At 38.5% G+C, this 23,917-nt stretch carries 20 protein-coding genes and 1 riboswitch; of the genes, 15 read left to right on the top strand and 5 right to left on the bottom strand.

Annotated elements, in window-relative coordinates:
• Positions 1–59 precede the first annotated feature (59 nt).
• From MKX55_RS22175 to MKX55_RS22125, 11 genes are all read left to right on the top strand, one after another.
• Entirely contained in the window at positions 60–1,394 is a 1,335-nt protein-coding gene (locus MKX55_RS22175; RefSeq protein ID WP_339180942.1) for an amidase, read from the top strand.
• A gap of 403 nt (positions 1,395–1,797) precedes the next feature.
• Positions 1,798–2,799 (top strand): LacI family DNA-binding transcriptional regulator, encoded by a 1,002-nt coding sequence (locus MKX55_RS22170; RefSeq protein WP_339180939.1) that lies wholly within the window; start codon positions 1,798–1,800, stop codon positions 2,797–2,799.
• A 176-nt stretch (positions 2,800–2,975) separates the two neighbouring features.
• Entirely contained in the window at positions 2,976–3,881 is a 906-nt protein-coding gene (locus MKX55_RS22165) for a dihydrodipicolinate synthase family protein (protein ID WP_339235045.1), read from the top strand.
• Between the two features lie 26 nt (positions 3,882–3,907).
• On the top strand, positions 3,908–4,939 hold the full coding sequence (locus MKX55_RS22160; RefSeq protein WP_339235044.1) for a TRAP transporter substrate-binding protein: 1,032 nt from the start codon (positions 3,908–3,910) through the stop codon (positions 4,937–4,939).
• Positions 4,940–5,155: 216 nt separating this feature from the next.
• Positions 5,156–5,674, top strand: coding sequence for a TRAP transporter small permease (locus tag MKX55_RS22155; protein WP_339235043.1), 519 nt, complete (start codon positions 5,156–5,158; stop codon positions 5,672–5,674).
• Positions 5,671–6,939 carry a TRAP transporter large permease gene (locus MKX55_RS22150; RefSeq protein WP_339180929.1) on the top strand — a complete coding sequence of 423 codons (1,269 nt, stop codon included), beginning with the start codon at positions 5,671–5,673 and terminating at the stop codon, positions 6,937–6,939. Before MKX55_RS22155 ends, MKX55_RS22150 begins: the two co-directional genes overlap by 4 nt.
• Before the next feature lie 23 nt (positions 6,940–6,962).
• Positions 6,963–7,925: a phosphoglycerate dehydrogenase gene (locus MKX55_RS22145; protein WP_339235042.1), complete on the top strand. Its 963-nt coding sequence runs from the start codon at positions 6,963–6,965 to the stop codon at positions 7,923–7,925.
• Positions 7,926–7,972: 47 nt separating this feature from the next.
• Positions 7,973–8,872 carry a ribokinase gene (gene rbsK / locus MKX55_RS22140; RefSeq protein ID WP_339235040.1) on the top strand — a complete coding sequence of 300 codons (900 nt, stop codon included), beginning with the start codon at positions 7,973–7,975 and terminating at the stop codon, positions 8,870–8,872.
• Between the two features lie 168 nt (positions 8,873–9,040).
• Complete coding sequence (locus MKX55_RS22135) at positions 9,041–10,309, top strand: lactate racemase domain-containing protein (RefSeq protein ID WP_339235038.1); 1,269 nt, start codon at positions 9,041–9,043, stop codon at positions 10,307–10,309.
• A 44-nt stretch (positions 10,310–10,353) separates the two neighbouring features.
• Positions 10,354–12,165 (top strand): L-fucose isomerase, encoded by a 1,812-nt coding sequence (locus MKX55_RS22130; protein ID WP_339235036.1) that lies wholly within the window; start codon positions 10,354–10,356, stop codon positions 12,163–12,165.
• Positions 12,166–12,215: 50 nt separating this feature from the next.
• Positions 12,216–13,877 (top strand): ribulokinase, encoded by a 1,662-nt coding sequence (locus MKX55_RS22125; RefSeq protein WP_339235034.1) that lies wholly within the window; start codon positions 12,216–12,218, stop codon positions 13,875–13,877.
• A 269-nt stretch (positions 13,878–14,146) separates the two neighbouring features.
• Here MKX55_RS22125 and MKX55_RS22120 read toward each other — a convergent pair whose 3' ends face one another.
• The 4 genes from MKX55_RS22120 to MKX55_RS22105 all read right to left on the bottom strand — a co-directional run bounded on the left by MKX55_RS22120 (position 14,147) and on the right by MKX55_RS22105 (position 17,792).
• Complete coding sequence (locus MKX55_RS22120) at positions 14,147–14,923, bottom strand: sulfite exporter TauE/SafE family protein (protein WP_339180916.1); 777 nt, start codon at positions 14,921–14,923, stop codon at positions 14,147–14,149.
• 125 nt (positions 14,924–15,048) lie between these two features.
• Positions 15,049–16,377, bottom strand: coding sequence for an amidohydrolase (locus MKX55_RS22115; protein ID WP_339180913.1), 1,329 nt, complete (start codon positions 16,375–16,377; stop codon positions 15,049–15,051).
• A gap of 105 nt (positions 16,378–16,482) precedes the next feature.
• A complete protein-coding gene (locus MKX55_RS22110; RefSeq protein ID WP_332094047.1) occupies positions 16,483–16,932 on the bottom strand; it encodes a hypothetical protein in 450 nt (149 codons plus the stop codon).
• Positions 16,929–17,792 carry a DUF3100 domain-containing protein gene (locus MKX55_RS22105; RefSeq protein WP_339180909.1) on the bottom strand — a complete coding sequence of 288 codons (864 nt, stop codon included), beginning with the start codon at positions 17,790–17,792 and terminating at the stop codon, positions 16,929–16,931. Before MKX55_RS22105 ends, MKX55_RS22110 begins: the two co-directional genes overlap by 4 nt.
• A gap of 255 nt (positions 17,793–18,047) precedes the next feature.
• Positions 18,048–18,149: riboswitch (purine riboswitch) on the bottom strand.
• A 216-nt stretch (positions 18,150–18,365) separates the two neighbouring features.
• On the opposite strand from MKX55_RS22105, the gene MKX55_RS22100 reads away from it, so the two are divergent.
• The 4 genes from MKX55_RS22100 to MKX55_RS22085 all read left to right on the top strand — a co-directional run bounded on the left by MKX55_RS22100 (position 18,366) and on the right by MKX55_RS22085 (position 22,374).
• A complete protein-coding gene (locus tag MKX55_RS22100) occupies positions 18,366–19,046 on the top strand; it encodes a sigma factor-like helix-turn-helix DNA-binding protein (RefSeq protein WP_339235031.1) in 681 nt (226 codons plus the stop codon).
• Positions 19,047–19,082: 36 nt separating this feature from the next.
• Complete coding sequence (gene clpP / locus MKX55_RS22095; protein ID WP_339235029.1) at positions 19,083–19,655, top strand: ATP-dependent Clp endopeptidase proteolytic subunit ClpP; 573 nt, start codon at positions 19,083–19,085, stop codon at positions 19,653–19,655.
• A 346-nt stretch (positions 19,656–20,001) separates the two neighbouring features.
• The gene (locus tag MKX55_RS22090) at positions 20,002–20,898 is read left to right on the top strand and encodes a macrolide 2'-phosphotransferase (RefSeq protein WP_339235027.1); all 897 of its coding nucleotides are present in this window, start codon (positions 20,002–20,004) and stop codon (positions 20,896–20,898) included.
• Positions 20,899–21,531: 633 nt separating this feature from the next.
• Positions 21,532–22,374 carry an aldo/keto reductase gene (locus MKX55_RS22085; protein ID WP_339180903.1) on the top strand — a complete coding sequence of 281 codons (843 nt, stop codon included), beginning with the start codon at positions 21,532–21,534 and terminating at the stop codon, positions 22,372–22,374.
• Positions 22,375–22,465: 91 nt separating this feature from the next.
• Here the strand turns inward: MKX55_RS22085 and MKX55_RS22080 are convergent, their stop codons facing one another.
• On the bottom strand, positions 22,466–23,893 hold the full coding sequence (locus tag MKX55_RS22080) for an amidohydrolase (RefSeq protein WP_339235025.1): 1,428 nt from the start codon (positions 23,891–23,893) through the stop codon (positions 22,466–22,468).
• Positions 23,894–23,917 lie beyond the last annotated feature (24 nt).

The raw sequence follows: 23,917 nt of genomic DNA, 5'->3' as shown, positions 1-23,917 counted from the left end.
GATACAAATGAACGATTAATAATGTAAAATATTTGTGTTTCGGAAAAGAGGGATTTTCTATGGGATTTACGATAAACGACCTGTTAGATGGATATCAAAAGCGTAAATATACTCCTGTTGAAGTTATCAAGGAATACATACAAAAAATTAAAGAAAAGGATTCAAACCTTCATTCTTATATTACTCTAATGGAAGAAAGAGCGCTTGAACAGGCTAATAAAATAGAAGCTCTTCAGGCAAATAAGGAAAAAATGCGTTTGTACGGTATTCCTATTTCATTTAAAGACGCAATCGATATTTTGGAGTTTCCTACAACAAATGGCTCAAAAATTGACGCTACAAATATTGCTAAAAGCAATGCTGAGATAGTAGATACATTGGAAGCGACGGGTTGTATTACATTAGGGAAAAATAACATGTCTGAATATGCAGCAGATGTCACTTCTAAAAATAAACACTTTGGGGATGTGCTTAATCCTTTAAATAAAAAAAGAATTGCAGGGGGATCCAGCAGCGGGTCTGCTGTATCGGTAGCTGCAGGTTTATGTGTTGGATCTATTGGGACAGATACCTCTGGTTCAGTACGGATACCAGCAGCATGTTGTGGAGTTGTAGGAATCAAACCTACCTCTGGTTTAATAGCAATGAAGGGTGTTACAGCTCTTTCTTGGACATTAGATCATATTGGAGCCATTGCGAACAATATAGAAGATGCAAAATACCTAATAGAAAATACGATTGATACAAAATACCGCCCATTTGATTATGAAAACGGACTAAAAAATATAAAAATTGGGCTTCCTAACGTTTATTTTAATGAATATAATGATAGATTTACGGATTCCATGATAGAATTGGTCATAAAGAATTTGAAACAGTTGGGAGCACAGATTAAAAAGGTTGATGTATCCTTTCTGAATGATGATATGGTAAGGTTGTCCAGAACAATAGGAACCTCGGAAATGACGGTTATACATAATGATAAATATAAAATTTATAAAGATCAGTACAGTGAAGAGCTGATACAAACTTTTAAAAGAGGAAATGAGATTCTTGCAATCGACTATCTAAATGCCCTAAAGACAAGGAAAGAATGGAAGAGAAAAATGGAGAGCGTTCTAAAGGAAGTTGATATTATGATAACCCCGACAATGCCAATTTTACCTCCGTATATTGATGAAGAAATAGTGTTTAAAGGGGGGGAAGATGAAAACATTGGAGATTTTATGGTTCGGTATACTTCGCCGTTTAATTTTACGGGACATCCTGCATTGACGCTGCCGTCTGGAATGAAAGAAGATGGTTTGTCAGTGGGATTTCAGATGATTGCGGGCTATTATAGAGAGGATATTCTTTTTCAAGCAGGAAAAGTTTATGAACAGTTTGTCAAATAGATTATTATTACATTGCTATATAAGTTGAAATAGAGGTTTTGTCATCTAGCATTCGCTCCAGAAAAACAATATGCTTTTCATAAGCTTGAGCTCAGTCTCCTCGAAAAAGTTCCCTTTTTCTACGAGCGCCTTCTTACTAAGACAGCGATTGATTGTCTCCACGAAGACAATTACATTTTTCCATAGGAGTCTGCGTATTATTTTTCCGATAGCGATAGTGTTTAATCATAAAATAAATGATTTATTATGTTACGCACAAAAGATAGATTTATTAATTCAACTTATATAGTTATGTGCTCTAAATAAAATTAAAAATAACTCATTGACAAACAAATGAAAACGTTCTATTATAATAACATGCTATAACGTTTTAGCAAACATTAAGTAATTTAGGGAGACAAGAATGGCTACAATTCGAGAAATCGCGGAAAAAGCAGGAGTTTCATCAGGAACTGTCTCTTTTATCTTAAATGGAAAAGCAGATAAAATGAGAATCTCAGCTTCCACGCAAAAAAGAGTATTAGAGGTAGCAAGAGAGATGGGGTATCTTCCAAGTATATCAGCAAGAAGACTTAGGAACGAGGGTGAGAAAAACATACCAATAATTACTCTCTTGTGGACCTTAGATGCCAGAGCTTCTTTAGTCAGTCGTTTTTTACAAGGGATACAGAACTTATCTTTATACAGAGATGGATTATTTGAACTTTTAATTCAACCTTATGAAAATGGAAAACTGCATGAAGTAGACAGCTTATATACAGGTACAAGGTTTAATGGAGCTATTATAACAAATGCTTCGAATGAGGATATGGATTTTCTAGAAAATAATAAACTGAAGGTTCCTCTGGTGGTATATTTACGTGAAACTAAAAAGTATAGTTCTGTTACAGTTGACGGAAAGCTGACAGGAAATATGGTAGCAAGCTATCTAGCTGATAAAGGCCATAAAGAAGTAGGTATTGTTATTCCTAATATTTCTTCACAAGCTATTGAGTTGCGCCAAGAAGGTTTTTTAAACGGTATAACAGAATATAACTTAAAGAACACGCATACGTTGTCAGGAGATTTTTCCGAAGATGGCGGCTATAAAACGATGCGAGAATTAATAAAACAATCAGGTGAATTGCCGACTGCTCTTTTCTTCTTAAGTGACCCTATGGCAATAGGCGCTTTGTCTGCTTGTAACGAGTTTGGGTTACGTGTTCCAGAGGATATAGAAATTATTGGACATGATAATAATGAACAAGCACCTTATACATATCCTTCATTAACGACAGTTCATCTACCTGTAGAAGAAATGGCGATAGCTTGTGTTCATCAGCTCATGGATACCATAAATCATCAAATTGAATCTCCTGTTTCTTTGCAATTTAAAACAGAGATTATTGAACGGCAAAGCTGTTAATCTATAAGTCAGTTAATAACTGACTACCTTTTTACTAGCTATAACGTTTTAGCAATTATTTTTTTACCTTTTGCTAAAACGTTTTAGCAAAAATGCTAAATAATTTAAGGAGGTGATTTTACTACAAGATAAATAGAAAGCGCTTTAAGAATAATGGGAATAGAAGGAGATTGTAAATGAAAAAATTATATGGTGTAACAACAGCAATGGTAACTCCATTTGATGAAAATGGGAGAGTTAATCTAGAGAAAGTAGCTCAATTAACAGAATATCTAATTGAAAAAGGTGTACATTGTTTATACCCGTTAGGGACAACTGGGGAAATGATTAAATTAACCGTTGAAGAGAGAAAAGCAATCGCTGAAACGGTCGTTAAAACAGCTAATAATAGAGTAACTGTGTATATTCATGTAGGTGATGTTCATGTTGAAAACATTTTGGAACTAGCATGGCATGCACACGAGATTGGTGCTGATGGTATTGGGGTTGTTACACCTATTTATTTCGGTGTGAATGATAGAGAAATGGAGAATTTTTATGTGCGTATTGCTAATAGTTTGCCAGAAAATTTTCCTATTTATTTATACAGTATTCCGCAATGTGCATCCAATGAACTGGGAATCGAAGTAACAAGAAGGATTGTTGCTCAGTGTAAAAATATTATTGGTATTAAGTTTAGTTATCCTGATTTTACTTTAACAAGTCAATATTTAAACGTTAATAATGATAATTTTGATGTTGTATTCGGACCAGATCATCTATTTTTACCTGCTTTAGCATTAGGCTGTACTGGTACAGTATCAGGTGTTTCTGGAGTTTATCCTGAACCCTTTGTAGCCATTTATAATGCATATCAAGAAGGGGATATGGAAAAAGCTAGAAAATATCAGGAGATAGCTACTAAATATTGTAATATACTAAAAAATGGAAGTAATATGTCTTACTTTAAAGAAGCATTAAAAATACGAGGTTTGGATGTTGGAGTAATGAAAAAGCCACATCTAGATATAGAGTTAGATGAAATTGAGAAATTAAAAGCAGCTTTACAGGATTTAGATAAAGAATTAAGTGTCAATAGTTAAAAAATAAAAGAAAAGAGGTTTTAATTGTGAAAAAACTATTATTAGGAGTGACATTAATCTTATTATTATCAATTATTGCTGCGTGTGGAAATAATGATTCATCAAATGCAAATAGTGAATCAGCAAATAGTGAAGACGATCCAATAACATTTAGAATTGCCGGTGGCTCAGTTGGTCCTGACCATTCACTCACAAAAACATATAATTTTTTAAAAGAGGAACTTGAAGAAAAGTCTGATGGCAGATTACAAGTTGAATTGAATGTTGCAGGAGAATTAGGAGAAGACAGGGAAATTATCGAGGCAATGCAGATGGGACAAGTTCATTTAGCTGGACCTTCACCGGCAGCATTAGGCGGTTTTGATAGTTCAGTTGTTATTCTGGATATGCCATATTTGTTTACTGACCGCGAGACAGCATATGAAGCTTTAGATGGAGAACCTGGACAAATGATTTTGGATAACTTAGAAGAACATGGTTTTAAGGGATTGGGTTATTTTGAAAACGGATTCAGAAACCTGACAAACAATGTACAACCTGTTGAATCAATTGAAGATATACAAGGTTTATCTTTAAGAACAATGGAAAATCAAACACACATCGAAGCATGGAAATTACTGGGTGCCAACCCAACACCAATGGCATTAGGTGAATTATATACGGCTTTACAACAAGGAACAATAGATGGGCAGGAAAATCCATATGGTTTAATTTATGCTAATAAATTCTTTGAAGTTCAAAACTACCTAACAGAAACAAAACACGTTTATGCTCCCAATGTAATGATTACAAATAAAGATTTCTATGACGAATTACCAAGTGATCTGCAAGAAGTTATTTCTGATGCAATTGTTGCAGCTACTGAATATAACCGTGAATTGGCACAAGAAGAAGAAATCGAGGCAAAAGAAGCATTAATTGATGAAGGAATGGAGATATATGAATTTTCTGATGAACAACTGCAAGAAATGCAGGAGCTGACGGAGCCTGTTTATGAAATGTTTAAAGATGAAATTGGCGAAGATGTTGTAGAAACGTTCCTTAATACTCGTAAGTAAAAGATTAATACAGAAACGTTATTTAAACTGTGAAATAATTATCCCAACTAGCTCAGGACGAAAAACCGACTTTAGAAGTTATTAATATAAGAAAAACACCAGCTTATTTTTAAACATGCACTTGTTTTCAATAGCAGAATTTGTTTAGAAAATTATTCTGAGCAAGTGGGATATTATAAACGATTATAATTTTAAGGACCTCTAGGAGGTATTAATATGAACATCATACGAAAATTGAATGAACATATAGAAGAGTGGATTGTAGTTATGCTTCTAGTTATATCTCTATCTGCAATTAGTTTACAAATGTTTATGCGATATTTTTTGAACAATTCGCTAGCATGGTCGGAAGAACTTGCAAGGTATTGTTTTATATGGCTTATTTATATTGGAATTGCCTATGCTGTAAAAAAATCTAGACATATTACTTTGGATATTGTATATGATTTAGTTCCAGATTTAGTTAAGAAGATATTCTTATTAATTTCCAATATTTTAGTGGGTATCTTTGCATTATTTGTGATTTACTATAGTTATTTTTTAATTGAACAATTAATGACTTATGGGCAAACTAGTGCTGCGATGCGCATTGACATGGTATATGTGTATCTATCCGTACCTATAGGAATGGTTTTAACTTTAATAAGGTTATTACAAAATACTTTTTATATTATAAAAAATTGGGGGACACTCAAACTAAAAGAAGAGGACATAGAAGGGGGGAGCAGCTTGTGATGACATTAATTTTGTTTGGCTCATTTATATTATTTATGATTGTGAGAGTTCCAATCGGTTTTGCTCTGGGCTTGGCTTGTCTGGTAACTATTTTTTACAGTGGAGCAGTTTCACCAGAATATTTAGTGCAAGGATTAGTCACATCTGCCGATTCCTTTCCCTTAATGGCTATTCCGTTTTACATTCTTGCTGGAGAAGTCATGGGACGAGGCGGTATTTCAAAACGCTTATTTGGTTTCGCGAAAATTTTTGTCGGAAACATCACAGGTGGGCTGGCTATAGCAACTGTTATAACCTGTATATTTTTTGCAGCTATTTCTGGTTCTGGTCCTGCAACCGTAGCGGCAATTGGCGGTATGGTTATTCCGTTAATGGTTCAACAAGGTTATGATAAAAAATTTGCAACTGCATTGATTGTTTGTGCAGGTACAATAGGCGTTATCATACCGCCAAGTATACCCATGGTTATTTATGGGATTTCGGCATCTGCTTCTATTGGAAGTTTATTCTTATCTGGTATTATTCCAGGTTTGTTAGTAGGAGCTTTACTTATATTTTATAGTTATTTTTACGCGAAAATACACGGATATCAGAAAGATAACCAAAAGTTTTCTTGGAAATATGTTGGTAAGGAATTCATTGGTGCTTCTTGGTCATTAGCAATGCCGGTTATTATTCTTGGTGGTATCTATGGCGGGATTTTTACACCGACTGAGGCTGCAGTTGTAGCAACCGTTTATGGTTTAATTGTTGGCGTTTTCGTATATAAAGAGTTGAAACTTAAAGACTTATTTAGTGTATTCAGCAATTCAGCGTTAACAACAGCGATTATTTTAATCATTACGGGAACAGCGACATTTTTCGGAAGGATATTATCGATAGAAAGTATTCCAACTATGGTGGCAAATGCGATTACTAGTATTTCTGATAATCCTATTATCCTTTTAATAATCATTAATTTATTTCTATTATTTATAGGCACATTCATGGATGTTATTGCTTCCATCATTATATTGACGCCTATCCTTTTACCAGTTGCTGTAGAGATTGGAGTAGATCCAGTTCATTTTGGCATTATCATGGTTGTGAATTTAGCTATCGCTTTGATAACCCCTCCAATTGGCGGAACATTATTTGTAGGAGTAGGTATCTCTAGGCTTTCAATATGGGAGGTGAGTAAAGCTGCCGCTCCAATGTTCGTATTAATGGTGTTAGCTTTAATGGTTGTTACATTCTTGCCTCAGATTAACGTATTTCTACCCTGAAAATGAATTTGGAGGAAATTAAGATGAGTCAGCAAAAAAAAGTTTTAGTTACTGCTACCAATTATTCTCAATTGTGTGCAGAAGCCAAACAATTATTAGAAAAAAATAATTTTGAAATTATTGAAAACCCGCATGACAGACCGATGAAATTTGGTGAGTTAAAAGAAATTATTGGTGATATCGATGCAGTTGTGGCAGGAGTTGATACATGGGACGAGTCTATATTTAAGTTTGCGCCTAACTTGAAAGTTATTTCAAGGTTTGGAGTAGGTGTTGATAATATCAATTTGGACCAGGCAAAAGAGTATGGAATTCAGGTTACGAATGCACCGAGACTTAACTCGAATGCGGTTGCGGAATTAACGGTAAATCTTATTTTAAGTAGTTTACGTAATACTGTAAATTTACACGCCTCGACCAGACAAGGGCATTGGGAGCGTTTTGTAGGTACAGAATTAAAAGGTAAAAAAGTTGGTTTACTAGGGTTTGGAAACATTGCGCAAAGTGTAGCAAAAAAATTATATGGCTTTGATGCGGAATTATTGGCCTATGATAAGTTCCCTAATAAAGAGATTGCTGCTAGATATGATGTTCACTTTACTTCATATGAGGAAATATTACAAGCCAGTGATATTGTTAGTATGCATCTTCCGAACTTGCCAGAGACACAACATTTTATGAATAAGGAAAGATTCAATCAAATGAAGCAAGGTTCCTATTTTGTTAATACATCTCGGGGTGCCCTTGTAGATGAAAAAGCGTTGTATGAAGCACTGGAAACAGGAAAATTAGGGGCTGCAGCAATTGATGTTTATGAAAAAGAACCAATCACTCGTGATAATCCACTGTTTCATTTCGATAATATTATCACTACGCCACACACAGCTGCAGAATCTTATGAAGTATATCATTCCGTAGGCTTAATGACGGCTCAAGCTATTATAAGTGTTTTTCAAGAGACAACACCTGATAATCTATTAAATTAATATACTTATTGAGGCTCATTAAAGAATAGATATGAGGAGTGAGTAGCGTGAGACAAGAACCAATTATTACTGTAATTGGAAGTATTAATATGGATTTAGTTGTTTCGGTTGACAGAAAACCGAATCGTGGTGAAACGGTTAAAGGGGAATCATTTGATACCCTGCCTGGAGGTAAAGGGGCGAATCAAGCGATAGCCTTAGCCAGATTAGGAGCAACTGTAAATATGATTGGCATGGTAGGCGATGATGCTTTTGGGCATGAATTGAAAAGCAATCTGGAGAAAGAAAATGTTCAGGTGGAAGCAGTAGGAGTAACAGCGGGAATTTCTACTGGTGTAGCAGTGATTACGATAGCTGAAAATGACAATAGTATTGCAGTTGTCTCTGGAGCCAATGAAAAGGTTACGCCAGCTTATATTCGTGAATATGAGAAAATTATTAAACAAAGCGATATTGTATTAACACAATTTGAGGTTCCGATAAGTACCGTTGAAGAAGCGGCTATGATTTGTGAGAAGCATGGTATTCCAATCGTGTTAAATCCAGCTCCATTTGAAAAACTGTCAGATTCTCTTTTAGATAAAGTAACATATTTAACTCCAAATCAACATGAATATGAACTCATTAAAGGATATAAAAGATCTTTTGAAAATGACTATCAATCTAAATTAATTATAACTAAAGGAGAAGTTGGAGCTGTTTTTTTTGAGAATGAAAAGCCGCAAATAGTATCTGCATTTACAGTTAAGCCAATCGATACAACAGGTGCAGGTGACACCTTTAATAGTGCATTCACTTATATGATGACTAAGACTAATAATATTGAAGAGGCATGTCGATTTAGTAATGCTGCTGCTGCGCTATCTGTATTAAAGAGAGGAGCTCAGTTAGGAATGCCAACAAAAGAAGAAGTCAACAGTTTTCTTTCTGAGCAACAATCTGAGTAAAAAAAATTTATTTAGCAAATCATTCAGACGAAGCTTCGGTAATAGTGGGAAAAGGGAATTTAATGAAATAATAAGACTGGAGCAGTGCTACACATAATTAGAAGTGCTTACGGTCTTTTCATTTTTAAATATAGCGCTTAAGAAAATATGCTATTTTGGAGGACTCAAATGTTTAATAATTTGGAAACTCAACTTAATGTAAAAAAGGTAGCATTGCCTGAAATGTATCCAGTTACTCAATTATTTAAAAGCTATAAGTTAGAGAATATAGAGGAAAGGATTCAAACTCAATTTGAAGAAGAGTTGATTCAATCAAAAGTAAAATTAGGTTCTTCTGTGGCTATTGCTGTTGGAAGCAGAGGTATTGCTCAACTAAAAAAGATTGTATCGGTTGTGATTGAAGAAATAATAAAGGTTGGTGGAAAACCATTCATTGTTCCAGCAATGGGGAGCCATGGTGGTGCAACAGCTGAAGGGCAGGCACGTGTTCTTGAAAGCTTCGGAATATGTGAACGAACAATGGGTGTGCCAGTTGTTTCTTCAATGGAAACAGTAGGAGTTTGTAAATATAAAAAAGATGTTACTTTGCATTTTGATAAACATGCTTATAGAGCTGATGCGATCGTTGTGATAAACAGGATTAAAGCACATACTGATTTTAATGGTCCAGTTGAAAGCGGCTTGTCGAAAATGGTTACTATAGGTCTCGGAAAACATAAAGGAGCTTCGTTATTGCATCAACTGGGCTTCTATAATTTCCATGAAGTGATTCCTGAAGCAGCACAGTTATTGATTGAAAACACTCCAATAGTCTTAGGAGCAGCTATATTAGAAAATGCCTATCATGATGTAGTAGATGTTGAGATATTACCGGCAGAAGAGATTTCTGAAAGGGAGCCCTTATTGTGTAAAAAAGCAAAAGAGTTTATGCCTTCTCTTCCGTTTGCTGATTTGGATGTTCTATATATTGATGAAATAGGTAAAAACATTAGTGGATCAGGTTTAGATACAAATATTGTAGGGAGAAAAGTAGGGATTGTAGAGCCTAAAATAAATAAAATTATTGTAGGTGATATTACTGCTGAATCGTATGGGAATGCAACGGGAATTGGTTTGGCAGATATTACAACGCAAAAATGCTTACAGAAAATCGATTTTACCAGCATGTACTTAAATTGTATTACCTCAACGGATTTAAGAGGTGTAAAAATCCCTTTGGTTGCTGAGTCGGATCAACAAGCCTTAGAAATAGCTTGTCAAACTAGTAATCAACCTAATTTAGAAAAATTAAAAGTAGTTCGAATTAAAAATACATTATTGTTAGAAACGTTTTTTGTTTCAAGAGCATTATTACCAGAAATAGAACAATTAGAAGGAATTCAAGTTGTTGGAGATCCTGTTAAATTCGAATTTAATCAAAATGGGTATTTATCTTGATGTAGTTAAAATTCAAAACAAATAATAAAACGGGAGGAATGAACATGTTAACAAACAAAGACAATCTTTCTAAAAACACCGGAAAAAGGTGGGTTGGAGAATTTCCTAAAATCGGGATTCGTCCTGTCATTGATGGTCGGCAAGGAGGAATTCGAGAATCCTTAGAAGAGGTTACGATGAAAATGGCAACAAGTGTGGCAAGTCTGCTAAAGGAGCAGTTACGCTATCCAGATGGCTCTCCACTAGAATGTGTCATTGCATATACGACCATTGGCGGTGTTGTGGAAGCAGCCCAAGCACAAGAAAAGTTTAAGAAAGAGGGAGTTGCTGTAACGATTACTGTCTCTCCCTCCTGGTGTTATCCAACAGAGACAATGGATCAAGACCCTCATACGATTAAAGCAATATGGGGATTTAATGGTACGGAAAGACCGGGAGCTGTCTATTTAGCGGCTGCGTCTTCTGCGCATAATCAAAAGGGCTTGCCAGTATTCAACATTTATGGCCGAGATGTACAAGAGATGAGTGATTCTTCCGTTCCTGAAGATGTACAAACGAAATTATTACAGTTTTCCAAAGCTGCACTTGCAGTCACAACGATTCGGGATAAATCATATCTTTCCATCGGTTCGGTATCAATGGGGATAGCAAGCAGTGTCGTCATCGAAGACTTTTTCCAGAAATATCTAGGAATGCGAAATGAATACGTAGATATGAGTGAAATCATAAGAAGACTACAAAATGAAATCTATGATGAAGAAGAATTTGAGTTAGCTTATACGTGGGTACGGGAAAATTGTCAAGAAGGAGAAAATACGAATTTACCAGAGGCGCAGCGAACGGAAGAACAAAAAGAGAAGGATTGGAAAACCGTTGTCAAAATGGCACTTATTGCAAGAGACCTTATGATTGGCAATCCAAAACTAGCTGAAAAGGGCTATGGAGAAGCAGCGTTAGGACATAATGCGATCGCTGCCGGTTTCCAAGGACAGCGGGCATGGACAGATTTTATGCCAACTGGTGACTTTATGGAGGCAATTTTAAATTCGTCCTTCGATTGGAATGGAATAAGAGAGCCATTTATGGTGGCAACGGAAAATGATACATTAAATGGAATTACGATGCTGTTTGGGCATATGCTGACAAACGCAGCACAAATATTTGCGGATGTTCGCACCTATTGGAGTCCCGAAGCTGTTAAACGTGTAACGGGAAAAGAATTAACAGGAGCAGCATCAAATGGAATTATTCATTTGCTGAACTCTGGACCAGCAGCTTTGGACGGAACAGGACAGCAAGAAAAAGATGGTACACCTGCCATGAAACCATTTTGGGAAATCTCAGAAGAAGAGGTGAATAAATGTCTGGATGCAACAAAATGGTGCCAAGCCGTTGATTTCTTCCCAGGAGGGGGCTTTTCGACGGATTACACAACTAAAGGCGGCATGCCTGTAACAATTGCACGAATCAATATCATTGATGGGCTTGGACCTGTTCTGCAAGTTGCGGAAGGATATAGTGTAGAGCTGGAACAAGATGTGCATGATACATTGGATAAAAGAACAGATTCTACCTGGCCGACGACCTGGTTTGTTCCGAAGCTGACAGGAGAAGGCGCATTTAAGGATGTTTATTCCGTGATGTACAATTGGGGCTCCAATCACTGTGCGGTAAGTTATGGGCATATTGGTGATGATTTCATTACGTTAGCTTCGATGCTTCGGATTCCGGTTTCGATGCATAATGTAGATGAAAGTCGTATTTTCCGCCCTAGTGTTTGGGGTGCGTTTGGGAGTGGAGACTTTACGGGAGCCGATTATCGCGCTTGTCAAACTTATGGACCTTTATATAAGTAATGATAAACCATTTTGAGCTTACGAATGCAGCGATGAAGGAGGGGAAAGGCTTGTCACGAAAATATACCATCGGTGTTGATTTTGGGACAGAATCAGGCAGAGTTCTCTTAGTGGATGTACAGAACGGAGAAGAGATTGCCACACATGTTACGCATTATAAACATGGTGTTTTAGATGAAAGTCTGCCAAATGGGAAAATGCTTCCGCCGGACTGGGCATTGCAGCATCCTGGAGATTATTTAGATGTGCTCTATCAATCTATACCGCAAGTAATTGAAAAGGCTCAGATTGAAAAAAGAGATATTATTGGGGTAGGGATAGATTTTACATCATCTACTATCTTACCATTAGATCAAGCAGGGGAGCCGTTATGCTTTCAACAGGAGTGGGAAAGTAACCCGCATAGCTGGGTGAAGTTATGGAAGCATCATGCGGCGCAAAAAGAAGCAGATGAAATAACACAGCTTGCGAAAGAGCAAGATGAAGATTTCTTAAGCTTATATGGCGGAAAAATTTCTTCGGAATGGATGTTTCCTAAAATATTGCAAATTGTTAAAGAGGCTCCTGAAATCTATGAAAAAACAGATTTATTTATGGAAGCATGCGATTGGATTACTTCTAAATTAACAGGAAAACTAATGCGAAGCAGTAATACCTGTGGTTATAAAGGGTTCTGGAGCAAGAAAAATGGTTTTCCGGAAGCATCCTTTTTTAGCATGTTAGATGCTAGATTGGAAGGTGTTTTAGAAACAAAAATGCGGGGGAAAGTTCAATCCATTGGGGGAAAAGCAGGAGCACTGGCAGAAGGAATGGCAGAGAAAATCGGTCTCCTCCCGGGAACTTCTGTTGCCGTAGGAATTATTGATGCGCATGCCGGCGTAGCTGCAGTTGGTGCGGTGCATCCTGGACAGTTTGTGATGGCAATGGGTACGTCTACTTGTCATATGTTGATTGCTGATAAAGAAGAGAAAATCGAAGGCGTATGCGGGATTGTAGAAGACGGGATTATTCCAGGTTACGTTAGTTATGAGACAGGGCAGGTAGCTGTAGGAGATTCATTTGCCTGGTATGTGGATCATGCAGTTCCAAGCTATATTTTACAAGAGGCAAAGGAAAAAGGAACGAATGTACATGCATTATTGGAGGAAAAAGCGTCAATGTATAAGCCGGGACAATCCGGTCTGATAGCTTTGGATTGGTGGAATGGAAATCGTTCTGTTTTGGTTGATGCTCATTTATCTGGGATAATTGTCGGTTTGACACTAGCCACCAAACCAGAAGAAATATACCGGTCCTTATTGGAATCTACTGCCTTTGGAACAAAGAGAATTATTGAAGGGTATCTTCACGCCGGTATTGAAGTAAATGAAATTTTTGCAAGCGGCGGATTGCCGCAAAGAAATAGATTACTAATGCAAATCTATGCGGATGTAATCAATAGAGAAATTAAAATACCAGATTCCAGTCAAACTACTGCGCTTGGAGCGGCGATGTATGCGAGTGTTGCAGCCGGAGGGGAGAAGGGCGGCTATGATACCATTTTCGAAGCTGCTGAAAAAATGGCGAAAGTAAAAGAAGAAGTGTTTACGCCAATTCCAGAAAACGTGCAGCTTTATGAAGAACTTTACCAATACTATCTGGATGTGCATGATTATTTTGGAAAAGAGAATAGTAGCGTGATGCATGGTTTGAAAAGAATGAAATTGGGATAAGAGATAATAAAAGTAGTAAACAGAAGAAATGTCTCCCCGTCTTTAAATATATAGAAGAAGGGACCCCCTCACCAAAGGTCCCTTCTTCTACCCAATCAAAGTCCCCAAACATCATCTCTTTAATTTCTTCCCTTGCATGGCTTCTCTGGTAAGGTATCCCCGAGATTATGCCTCCTTAGAGACAAGGAATGCCCTATTGGTGTTGCAAGCAACCCGACTAATTTTATTTTGAAATATAAAAAAAGCGAACCTCCGCGAGGTACGCTTTTTCAGCCTCCAAATGCTAAACTGCCAAGCATATAAACAGAAGAAATAATGGTAATCACAGCAATAAAGATTTTTAACTGGTCCACAGGAACCTTGTTGGTAAGGCGGGACCCGGCTAAGATACCAATCGTTGTTCCAATCAGACTAAAGATAATAAATAAATGCATATTGTCGATGCTTGCATACGTAAAATAGCCAAATATAGACGGAAGAGCGATGATAACAGAGTTTAACAACCCCACGCCGACTGCTGTCCGGATATTTACACCAAGGCTAGCAAGCAATGGTACAACTAAAATGGGACCGCCTGCACCTGTTAAAGCGCAAATGGCTGCGGTCAGAATCCCAAGCAGTATAACCCATACCGGCTGCCGTAAAATAAGTGATTTGCTGTCGTCTGCTTCGTTGTCAGAGGCAGCTTTGTTTTTCTTAAGGATAATGGAAAGGCCGGCGCATAAGACAAACAAGTAAAGCAGCAGCTTCGCCAGCGTTTCGGAAATAAGTACATTGATTTGTACACCGAGGAAGGCCCCAGGGAGGCTGCCGATGCTCAAATAAAGTGCTAATTTGAAATCCATATATTTCAGCTTCCAATAGGAATAGGCCCCGATAACGCCTGCGATGAGAAATGCCAGAAAGCTGAGCGCCAGGGAGTCATATACGGGAAGACCTAACAAACCGACATAAATAATTGGCAGCAGGAAACCGGAAACGCCGGAGAGGCCTACTAATACGCCGATAATTAAATTTGCTATAAATACAATAAAAAACGTTAACATGGAAGTGACCTCAACTCTCTAATAACTTTATCTTCTTGAATGTGGGAGGGAGCTCCTCATACAAACAAGGAGAAGAGCGCTTCAACATGACGCTGTTAAACCGCTCGTATGCTTTGGTACAATATCTAAATTTTAGCACGAACGATGAGATCGTCCATAGCTTTTTTACTTTCATATTTAATTCTTTCTTCGTCCAGTGAAAGCACTTCTCTATTTTTCATTAAAATACGCCCATTTACAATCACATCTGCAACGTCATTGCTGTTCGCAGATTCAATTAATGTATTTGTCAGCTGGTGGGTCGGTTCGATATGCGGCTGATCGGTATTGATTAAAATCATATCTGCCTTCTTGCCAACTTCGATGCTTCCAAACTGTTCCTCCTGCAGCATGGCTTTTGCGCCGCCAAGTGTCGCCATCTCCAGAATATTTTTAGATGGCATCACAACGGGATCAAAAATCGGAACGCCCCAAAAGGCGCGCATGAGGGATTTGAAAACCTTCATTTGATCGAATAAGCTCAATCCGGAGTGGGCAGAGCCGTCTGTTCCTAAGCCAATGCTTACACCCTTTTGCATAAGACTTGGAGACTTGGTAAATCCTTTTCCTGCATTACTGATAGGGCTGTGAGCTACCTTGCTATCGTATTTCTGAATAAGTTCCATCTCATTCTCGGATAAGAGGATACTGTGAGCGCCTAAGAAATTTTCGTCCAGCACGCCTAGTGATTCTAAATATTCATATGGACGCATTTGAAAGTTTTCTAAGCAGTAGCTGATTTCATTTGGATATTCATTCATATGTGTCTGCATGCCCGTTCCGGCTGCATTTGCTGTTTCATAGACCTTCTGAATTAATTCAGGTGTACAGGTAATAAGCGATCGTAAAGAGTACCACACGTGGATTCGTCCATCTGCTTTTCCATGATAAGCATCAAACAGGTCCGTATTTCTTTGAATATTATGTTCCATCGTTGTTTTCATCGATTCAGGAATGGCGGCGCCTGTATCCATTGTAGAGCAGGTAAGCACACCGCGTAATCCGGAGGCTTCCACAGCTTCTGCCACCTTGTGCATATAGCTTCCGCCTGCATCAACAAAGCCTGTCGTACCAGCCTTCAGCATTTCTAAGCAGCTCAGTTCTGCGCTGATTGCTACATCTTCTTCCCGGAGGTTACTTTCAAATGGAACCATGATACGTGTCCAAATCATTGGATATTCATCTGAAATTCTGCCCCGCAGAAGCTGTTGATTTGTATGCGTATGTGCATCAATCAAACCTGGCATGACAAGTTTACCTTTTCCGTCTATGGTTTCTTTCGCATCATAGGTTTGTGTAAGTTCTTTTTCGATAGCAATAATCTTTTGATCCTTGATAACGATATGTTGCTCGTGAATTACTTCAAAATCTGGGGTTAACATAGAACAGTTTTTAATCAGTATATCTGCATGCATTGTTATTTCTCCTTTAGGACACGTTGAAAAAGACTGTGTGAACAGCCTTCTCAACATGGTTAGGTTAGTATAAGTGTAAATAGGTTTGTTAAGTTTTCTTTAAGATTAAAAAGCGTTTGTAACGGTTAAAAATACCTGTGCAAAGACTGCTTGAAGCAGGAAAGTTCCAGTAAATACAAATACGGCGATAATGACCATTTTCCAGCTTTGACTCATAAATGCTTTAAAATCAAGTCCAATTCCAGCCAGTGTACCCACAACAGTGATGGGTGCTGTAAAAGAAATTAAAGAGGTATAGTAAATAATCGGGTCCGAAATCGGTGAAATCGGGCTGGCTAACAGTAAACCAGTTAAAGCAACATACACCACGGCAGGTATTTTTAAAGGAATGAGCTTGGCGATGAATATACCGATAAATGCAATGCTGGATAAAATCAATACACCAGGAATGGACTCTAAAATGGAAATATCATTTTGAAAAAAGTTCGCAATAATCGTTGTCAGGACGGATGTGAATAAAAGGGAAATCGTCCAGTCTTTCATGCTCATATTCATTGTGAAATCCTGCTTTCTACAGATGTTTTAGGGCTGTGATTTTTATTTCGACGTCCAATTTTAGGCTCTAACCAGCCATACATTTTGTTGACAAGCGGCAATGAAATAAACAGTGTAAAGTAAATTCCGGTAATTGCTGATAGCATATCGCTCATGCCGGCCAGCATGATGATTTGATCCGCATAGGCCGGATAAATGGTCGCCAGCGTACTGGAGGCGGCGGCCATCATCACACCGCTGCCGACACCGCTCGCCATTGCCAGGGCTAACGGGTGGAAGAAATCAAAGGATGCAACAATGCTTGCTAATAAACCGAGATAGGTTGTACCAATCAAAAATCCAATAATATAGATAGAAAGAGAGCCGCGGGCTTCGGGAGAGTTTGCACCATACTTACTGCAAATCAGCCCATAATCCTTATCGCGGTTGGTAGAGCTGGTTGCGCCGATGGATTCTCTTTTAAGACCAAGGAGCAGCGCAATCGGAAGAGCAAATAACATCGTTCCAATGGTTCCGAATTCCTGAAAAACGAGTGCCGGGCCAACGTTAACAAGCTCAGGAAGGTTAGAACCTGCCATAACGCCGATTTTTGCCATGAATGGGGAGATGGCAACAAGAACGAGCTGCGATGCTTTTTTTGCTTCTTTCTTTTTAAGGAATTTGAGTACATCTTTTCCGAATAGAATACTGATAATAATGGCGAATAACATGGGATAAAGCACGATTAATGCTGAACCGACATTAAATTGGATTGTCCCGATAAGTTCGGCAATAAGGACAATACCAAATGCAATCGCATAGAGCCGGTAATTTTCCTTGAGATGTCCTATGATTGTTGTTTTTTGAGGTGCTTTTTCCATAGTGTGTTTTCCTCCTTAGATGTACTGCCAAATCAGCGCCGGTGCAAATAAAAAAACGCTAGTAAGTTTCTTCTACTAGCGTTCCGGCTTGGCATATGAAAAACACAAAAAAGACCAACGTAAACAGGTTAGGACACGCACTTCGGCAGTTTTCTCGAGAAGCTACGTTACATATGCTGAAAAAAGAATGAAAAACATATATTATTTTATCAGCAACAGCTACCTATTAGATGAAAAAGATAATTCTTATCCGACTGATCATTTGTGATTTTCCATAGTCAAACCATTTACGGTAGTTTGGTAGAAACTTTTGGACCATATTTCCAACTTTATATGGTTAATCAAAATACGAATGTTAAATTGTTTTCTTTGTTTAATGTTCGTGTATTAGTAACTTACCTCAATATGATAAGAATGTCAAAGGTTTTTTTATGGGAAATAGAATGAAGTTTTACATTTCATCACAAAAATATAAAATAAGATTAGTTAGAGAAGAAAAAAATTTAAATCCCCATATCTTTTTACAGTATGAAATCGTTTATATTATTGAGAAGCGTAAAAGGAGTGAGTGGCATGTGCGCTAGGCCTAGCACAAATCAAAATGAAGAAGAAATAATCTTTCACACGATGTATCGCCAGCTTTCCCATTACTGCTTTTTCCTGTCTCAAAACAAATGGGACGGTGAAGAATTAGTGCAGGAAAGCTTGAAGAAAGCACTGATAAGCTATGGAGACCCGGGTTCCTGGAATGTTACGTTGCTGAAGAAAATAGCTTATCATGCCTGGATTGATACAAAGCGAAGGAAGACAGCTGAAATAGAGCATATCGTGAAAGAGAAACCAGAACAAGAAAGTCATTATGAGGAAATTGAGGCGTTGGTGACAAAACTGCTTTCTTTCATGACAGTGAAACAATGTATGGTGTTTTTGTTGAAGGATGTATTTCAGTATCAAATCAATGAAATCGCTGAGAACTGTGGTATGTCTGATACAGCAGTAAAGGCGATGTTGAACAGGGCTAGAAAACAGGTACAGAACATGAAAGAGGAAGAAGCTTTGTTTTCAGTTGATGAAATTCCTTATGAGAATGTGACGGAAAGCTTTGTTCAAGTGGTTGTTTACGTTATCCAAGCAAATGACCCGGCTAAATTAATGGAGCTGATTCCAGAAATCTTTATGTCGGGTTATTCGGCACATAAATTGCGTCATCAAACATATCGCCCTTCTTCTTGCGCTCTCTCGATGGCAGCATAAACTGCCATAATCCACGCGTTTACAGGGAGGATGTATATGAATACAGTTCCATATGTTATTGAACAGTCAGGCCGTGGTGAGCGGTCTTATGATATTTTTTCCAGACTGTTAAAGGACCGGATTATTATGATCAGTGATGAAGTGAATGACCAGATGGCAAACAGTATTGTTGCACAGCTGTTATTTTTAGCTGCAGAGGATGCGGAAAAGGATATTTCTGTGTATATCAACAGTCCTGGAGGCTCTACTTCTGCTGGTTTTGCTATTTTTGATACGATGCAGTTTATAAAACCGGATGTTCGTACAATCTGCACAGGTTTAGCTGCTTCAATGGGGGCATTGCTATTGCTGTCTGGAACGAAAGGGAAACGTTTTGCACTTCCAAACAGTGAAATCATGCTTCATCAGCCACTTGGAGGAGCACGCGGGCAAGCAACCGAAATTGATATTTCAGCGAAGCGGATTATCAAGCTCCGGGAAAAATTGAATCATATTATTGCGGAGCATTCCGGCCAGCCTGTGGAGAAGGTGGAGACGGATACGGAAAGAGATTATTTCTTAAGTGCAGAAGAGGCAAAAGAATACGGTTTGATTGATAAAATTATTTAATTGGTAAGCGGGCTGTCCATGGAAGTTATGGCAGCTCGCTTTTGCCGTGTAGGCGTAAAACATGTTGTGGCGAATCAACCATCGTTATGCTAGGATAAATGTAATTAATAGGGAGGAGGGATTCTTTTGATCGATAACCAATCTTTGCATCGCTAATGCAGACGCTTCAGACTCGAGACACGATATGTGCCCAGATGAAGGATTGGTCTATCTTTTTTTAGAATCCCTATACGGTGAAAAGTAAGCGTAGGGGTGGAATCTGTCTGCCCCTGCTTTTTTTAGACTTAAGAGTATCCTTCACTGATTAGCATGTATAAAGCAGAATAAAAAGAAGGATGTGGCAGATTTGGATAAACAAACGGTATCAGAATTAGCTAATAAATATGGATTAGATTTGAAAGAGGATTCTATCCGCTTTAATGAATCCGGATTGGATTTTCACGCTGCTTTTGCGGAGGATTCGGATGGAGCAGAATGGGTCTTAAGAATACCGAGACGCGACGATGTGATGGGAAGAACAGTGGATGAAGGGAAAGTGTTAGCGTTCGTTCATCAGCATGTATCCTTTCAGGTTCCTGTCTGGTCCATTTATGAAGAGGATGTAATCGCCTATAAAAAGCTGAGCGGGGTTCCAGCAGGCACGATTGATCCAGAAATTCAAAACTATGTCTGGGAAATGGATATTGAAAACATACCTGAAGCTTTTCATCAGAGCCAGGGAGCGGTTTTAGCATCTTTACACACAGTTCCTGTAAAAGACGCAGAAAAAGCTGGAATTCCTGTCCAAACGGCAAAGGAAGCAAAGGCCTCTATGAAAGAACGAATGGAAAAGGTAAAGAAACATTTTGGCGTGGCTGATGCCCTTTGGAACCGCTGGCAGGACTGGTTGAATAATGATGAATTATGGCCAAAACAAACAGGGTTGATGCATGGTGATATGCATGCCGGGCATATGATGATCGATAACGATTCACGGGTTATTGGTTTAATTGACTGGACAGAAGCGAAAGTAACGGATGTTTCCAATGATTTTGTGTTCCAATATAAAGCATTTGGAGAAGAAGCGCTGGAGAAGCTTCTTCATTATTATAAAGAAGCTGGAGGTATTTACTGGCCAAGAATGAAGGAGCATATCATAGAGCTGGATGCTGCGTATGCTGTAGCGATTGCGGAGTTTGCGATTGTTTCTGGTGTGAAGGAATATGAGCAGATGGCGAAGGAAGCGTTGGGTGTTGGAAGATAAATATAAGGATAATCACGTCTAACTTTGAGCGATAGATTCATTTTAACCCGAAGAACTGAATTTATTTCGCTTCCATAGTAATAAGGTTATTCAGGTAGAAATGACTTGTTTTTAAATATGTAAATAGGGTATACTATCAGTAGAAAGACATATAATTAAAAGACCGTTCCATGCTGGTACATGAAACGGTCACAATAGACTGAACCCCATCAAGAGGGGCTAGGTAGCGGGAAAAATAATCCCTCACTTTCCTACGACAAGGCATGAGGGATTATTTTTTATGGTCTTTATCAGACATGATGAACGCTATTAACATCCCAAAAGATATCATTAGCGTTAACACGCTTTCTAAATCCATAGGCAAACACCTCCCTCCCTAGGAAGTCTCCTAATAAAGACTACCGACAGGACGACAAGTGCTACCATAACCCCCATGTGAAGCCAGCTTATTGATGCAACTATTATAACACAAATTAATTATCTAACAGATAGAATGGTTACATTTTTAATAAGGAATAGTATAAAAAACTGTAAGTCTGATAACTCTCGGCGGAAGCAAGATGCTTCGTCGTTTATTTGCATTTTCATAAGGGAATATTAAAAATAAACGAAAGCGAAAAGAGGTGGTGCTGAATGGTTCAATTAGGAAAAAAAGAATTGTTTCCAATTGGAATGGGAACCTGGCATATGGGAGATTATCCAGAAAAAAGGAAGCAAGAAATAGAAGCGCTGAGATATGGACTGGAACAAGGCATTGAAGTAATCGATACGGCGGAAATGTACGGAGAAGGGAATTCAGAAAACCTTATTGGTGAGGCGATCCAAGATGTAAAGAGGGAGGATATTTACCTGATTTCCAAGTTCTATCCGTTTCATGCACAGGAGCCGGATCTGGAGCGCTCCCTGGAGAATTCATTAAAACGGCTAGGTACAGATTATCTGGATTTATATTTATTGCATTGGAAAAGCAGTACACCGCTGGAAGAAACAATTGAATCACTTGAAAAGTATGTGAAGGACGGGCGCATTCGTGCCTGGGGTGTTTCTAATTTCGATACAAGGGACGTAGAAGGAATGTGGCAGGCTGCTGGCGGGGAAAATGGTACTGCGAATCAAGTATTATATAATATAGCGAGCAGAGGGATTGAATATGATTTACTGCCGATGCAGAGAGAAAAGGGGCTGCCAACCATTGCCTATTCCCCAACTGCGCAAGGGGATACGAGGGGCGATAAAATCACATCAAACAAAGTCCTGCAAAAGATAGCAAAGCATCATGATGCAACCGTATTTCAGGTGATGCTGGCATGGACAATCCGTCACGATGATGTACTGGCTATCCCGCAATCCAGTGATAAAAAGCATATTCAGGAAAATATAGATGCCGCATCGATAAAGCTTTCTGAAGAAGAACTGCAGCTGATTGAAAAAGAATTTCCTGCGCCGAAGCGGAAGATGCCGTTAGATATTATCTGAGGCGGACTGCCCATTCTTTAATGATGATATGAAAAGAAACCAATGAAAAACCCGGATAAGTTCGGATTTTTCATTGGTTTCTATTTTTTCACTATAATAATCCATCTCTGACCATTTGTAAGATATCGCTGTCCGCTTTAAGTATATCTTCTTCTGCGCGGGAGGCGATATTCTCTGCTGTTTGCTGCGCCTTCGAGATTTCCTCTTTTTCATTGATTGTTAAGATCTGTTTATTCTCCATAATCACTTTCCCATCAATGATGGCTGTATCTACTTCGTCTCCTCTTGCGGAATAAACCAGGTTGGGAACAATATTACGAATGGGCTTGGTTAGAACAGGATAAAAAGCAGGAGCAGTTAAATCGACTAAGATGATATCTGCTTTTTTCCCGCTGCGCAAACTTCCCACTTCATGATCAATGCCCATGACTTTAGCAGCTTCAATAGTAGCCATCCGAAGTGCTTGCGTGGCATGAAAGACCTGCGGATTTTTATATTTTACTTTGTTCAATATGGCTGCCAATTTCATTTCGTTGAACATGTTATTGCTGTTGTTTCCTGGTGCTTGATCTGAACCTAAGCATGCTGTTCCTCCGGCATCTAGAAAATTTTGTACAGGCGGGACCATTCCATCGATGATGCCAATGCTTCCGGCACAGTAAATCATACTGGCACCGCTTTTGGCTATAAATGCAGTCTCTTCGTCTGTGGCCTCGGTAAGATGTACCGCAATTAATCGCTCATTTAAGAAATCATGCTCATCCAGAAATTCAATACTTCTTTTTCCATAACGTTTTTCCATTTGATTGATTTCCCGGTCGCCCTGGGCTACATGCATGTGCAGCTTGGTGTCTAATTTCTCTGCATGATGTTTTACTTCCTTCAACAATTCTAAGCTCATCATATCCGGACCATGCGGACCAAGGATAACGGTAATACGTCCGTCTTCTGTATCATGGTGTTTCTCATATAATTCTAGATTTCGATTTAGTTTTGTCTCCCCAATAGACGATTCAAATGTATATAATTCTCCTACTGGAAGGTCGCCGATGTTATCCGGGATTTCGTTGACCAGCTCAGCGACGCGGGCGCGGGCGCCAATTTTTTTATAGTTGTTTACAATGAGATCCATTCTTCCGTCATAGTCACAAAATGTTGTTGTGCCTGCTTTTATCCCTTCAATAATATTCACCATGGAACCGATGACACTTTCCTCTGGACGAAGATGTTTTTGGAATGGCCACAGCCCCTTCTGCATCCAGTTCGACATGTCTTGTGCGACTCCTCTAAAGATAGCAATGCCTGTATGGATATGCGCGTCAATAAAGCCTGGCATAATTAACTTGTTTGCAGCATCAATATGTCTTTCAGCGGTATACTCCCGTAAAATTTCCTGTGTTTGTCCGACAGCTTCGATTTTATTATGTTTTATGGCAACTGCTCCGTCCGCAATATAGCCGACTCCTTTTCCTTCCATTGTCATCAGGTGTCCATTGTGAATGATAATATCGACTTTCATGTGAGCAACTCCTTGTATCGTATA

Source organism: Oceanobacillus sp. FSL W7-1281, from assembly GCF_037969835.1.
GTDB classification, from domain to species: domain Bacteria; phylum Bacillota; class Bacilli; order Bacillales; family Amphibacillaceae; genus Oceanobacillus; species Oceanobacillus oncorhynchi.
The sequence above is the reverse complement of the archived record's forward strand: the minus strand, read 5'-3'. Positions and strand labels throughout refer to the sequence as shown.

What these genes read in the sequence shown, in the direction of transcription:
- MKX55_RS22085 (WP_339180903.1), top strand. Translation starts at nt 21,532, where the DNA reads ATGGTTCAATTAGGAAAAAAAGAATTGTTTCCAATTGGAATGGGAACC.
- MKX55_RS22155 (WP_339235043.1), top strand. Translation starts at nt 5,156, where the DNA reads ATGAACATCATACGAAAATTGAATGAACATATAGAAGAGTGGATTGTA.
- MKX55_RS22115 (WP_339180913.1), bottom strand. Translation starts at nt 16,377, where the DNA reads ATGCATGCAGATATACTGATTAAAAACTGTTCTATGTTAACCCCAGAT.
- MKX55_RS22080 (WP_339235025.1), bottom strand. Translation starts at nt 23,893, where the DNA reads ATGAAAGTCGATATTATCATTCACAATGGACACCTGATGACAATGGAA.
- MKX55_RS22175 (WP_339180942.1), top strand. Translation starts at nt 60, where the DNA reads ATGGGATTTACGATAAACGACCTGTTAGATGGATATCAAAAGCGTAAA.
- clpP (WP_339235029.1), top strand. Translation starts at nt 19,083, where the DNA reads ATGAATACAGTTCCATATGTTATTGAACAGTCAGGCCGTGGTGAGCGG.
- MKX55_RS22100 (WP_339235031.1), top strand. Translation starts at nt 18,366, where the DNA reads ATGTGCGCTAGGCCTAGCACAAATCAAAATGAAGAAGAAATAATCTTT.
- MKX55_RS22165 (WP_339235045.1), top strand. Translation starts at nt 2,976, where the DNA reads ATGAAAAAATTATATGGTGTAACAACAGCAATGGTAACTCCATTTGAT.
- MKX55_RS22120 (WP_339180916.1), bottom strand. Translation starts at nt 14,923, where the DNA reads ATGTTAACGTTTTTTATTGTATTTATAGCAAATTTAATTATCGGCGTA.
- MKX55_RS22145 (WP_339235042.1), top strand. Translation starts at nt 6,963, where the DNA reads ATGAGTCAGCAAAAAAAAGTTTTAGTTACTGCTACCAATTATTCTCAA.
- MKX55_RS22110 (WP_332094047.1), bottom strand. Translation starts at nt 16,932, where the DNA reads ATGAATATGAGCATGAAAGACTGGACGATTTCCCTTTTATTCACATCC.
- MKX55_RS22130 (WP_339235036.1), top strand. Translation starts at nt 10,354, where the DNA reads ATGTTAACAAACAAAGACAATCTTTCTAAAAACACCGGAAAAAGGTGG.
- MKX55_RS22105 (WP_339180909.1), bottom strand. Translation starts at nt 17,792, where the DNA reads ATGGAAAAAGCACCTCAAAAAACAACAATCATAGGACATCTCAAGGAA.
- MKX55_RS22170 (WP_339180939.1), top strand. Translation starts at nt 1,798, where the DNA reads ATGGCTACAATTCGAGAAATCGCGGAAAAAGCAGGAGTTTCATCAGGA.
- MKX55_RS22135 (WP_339235038.1), top strand. Translation starts at nt 9,041, where the DNA reads ATGTTTAATAATTTGGAAACTCAACTTAATGTAAAAAAGGTAGCATTG.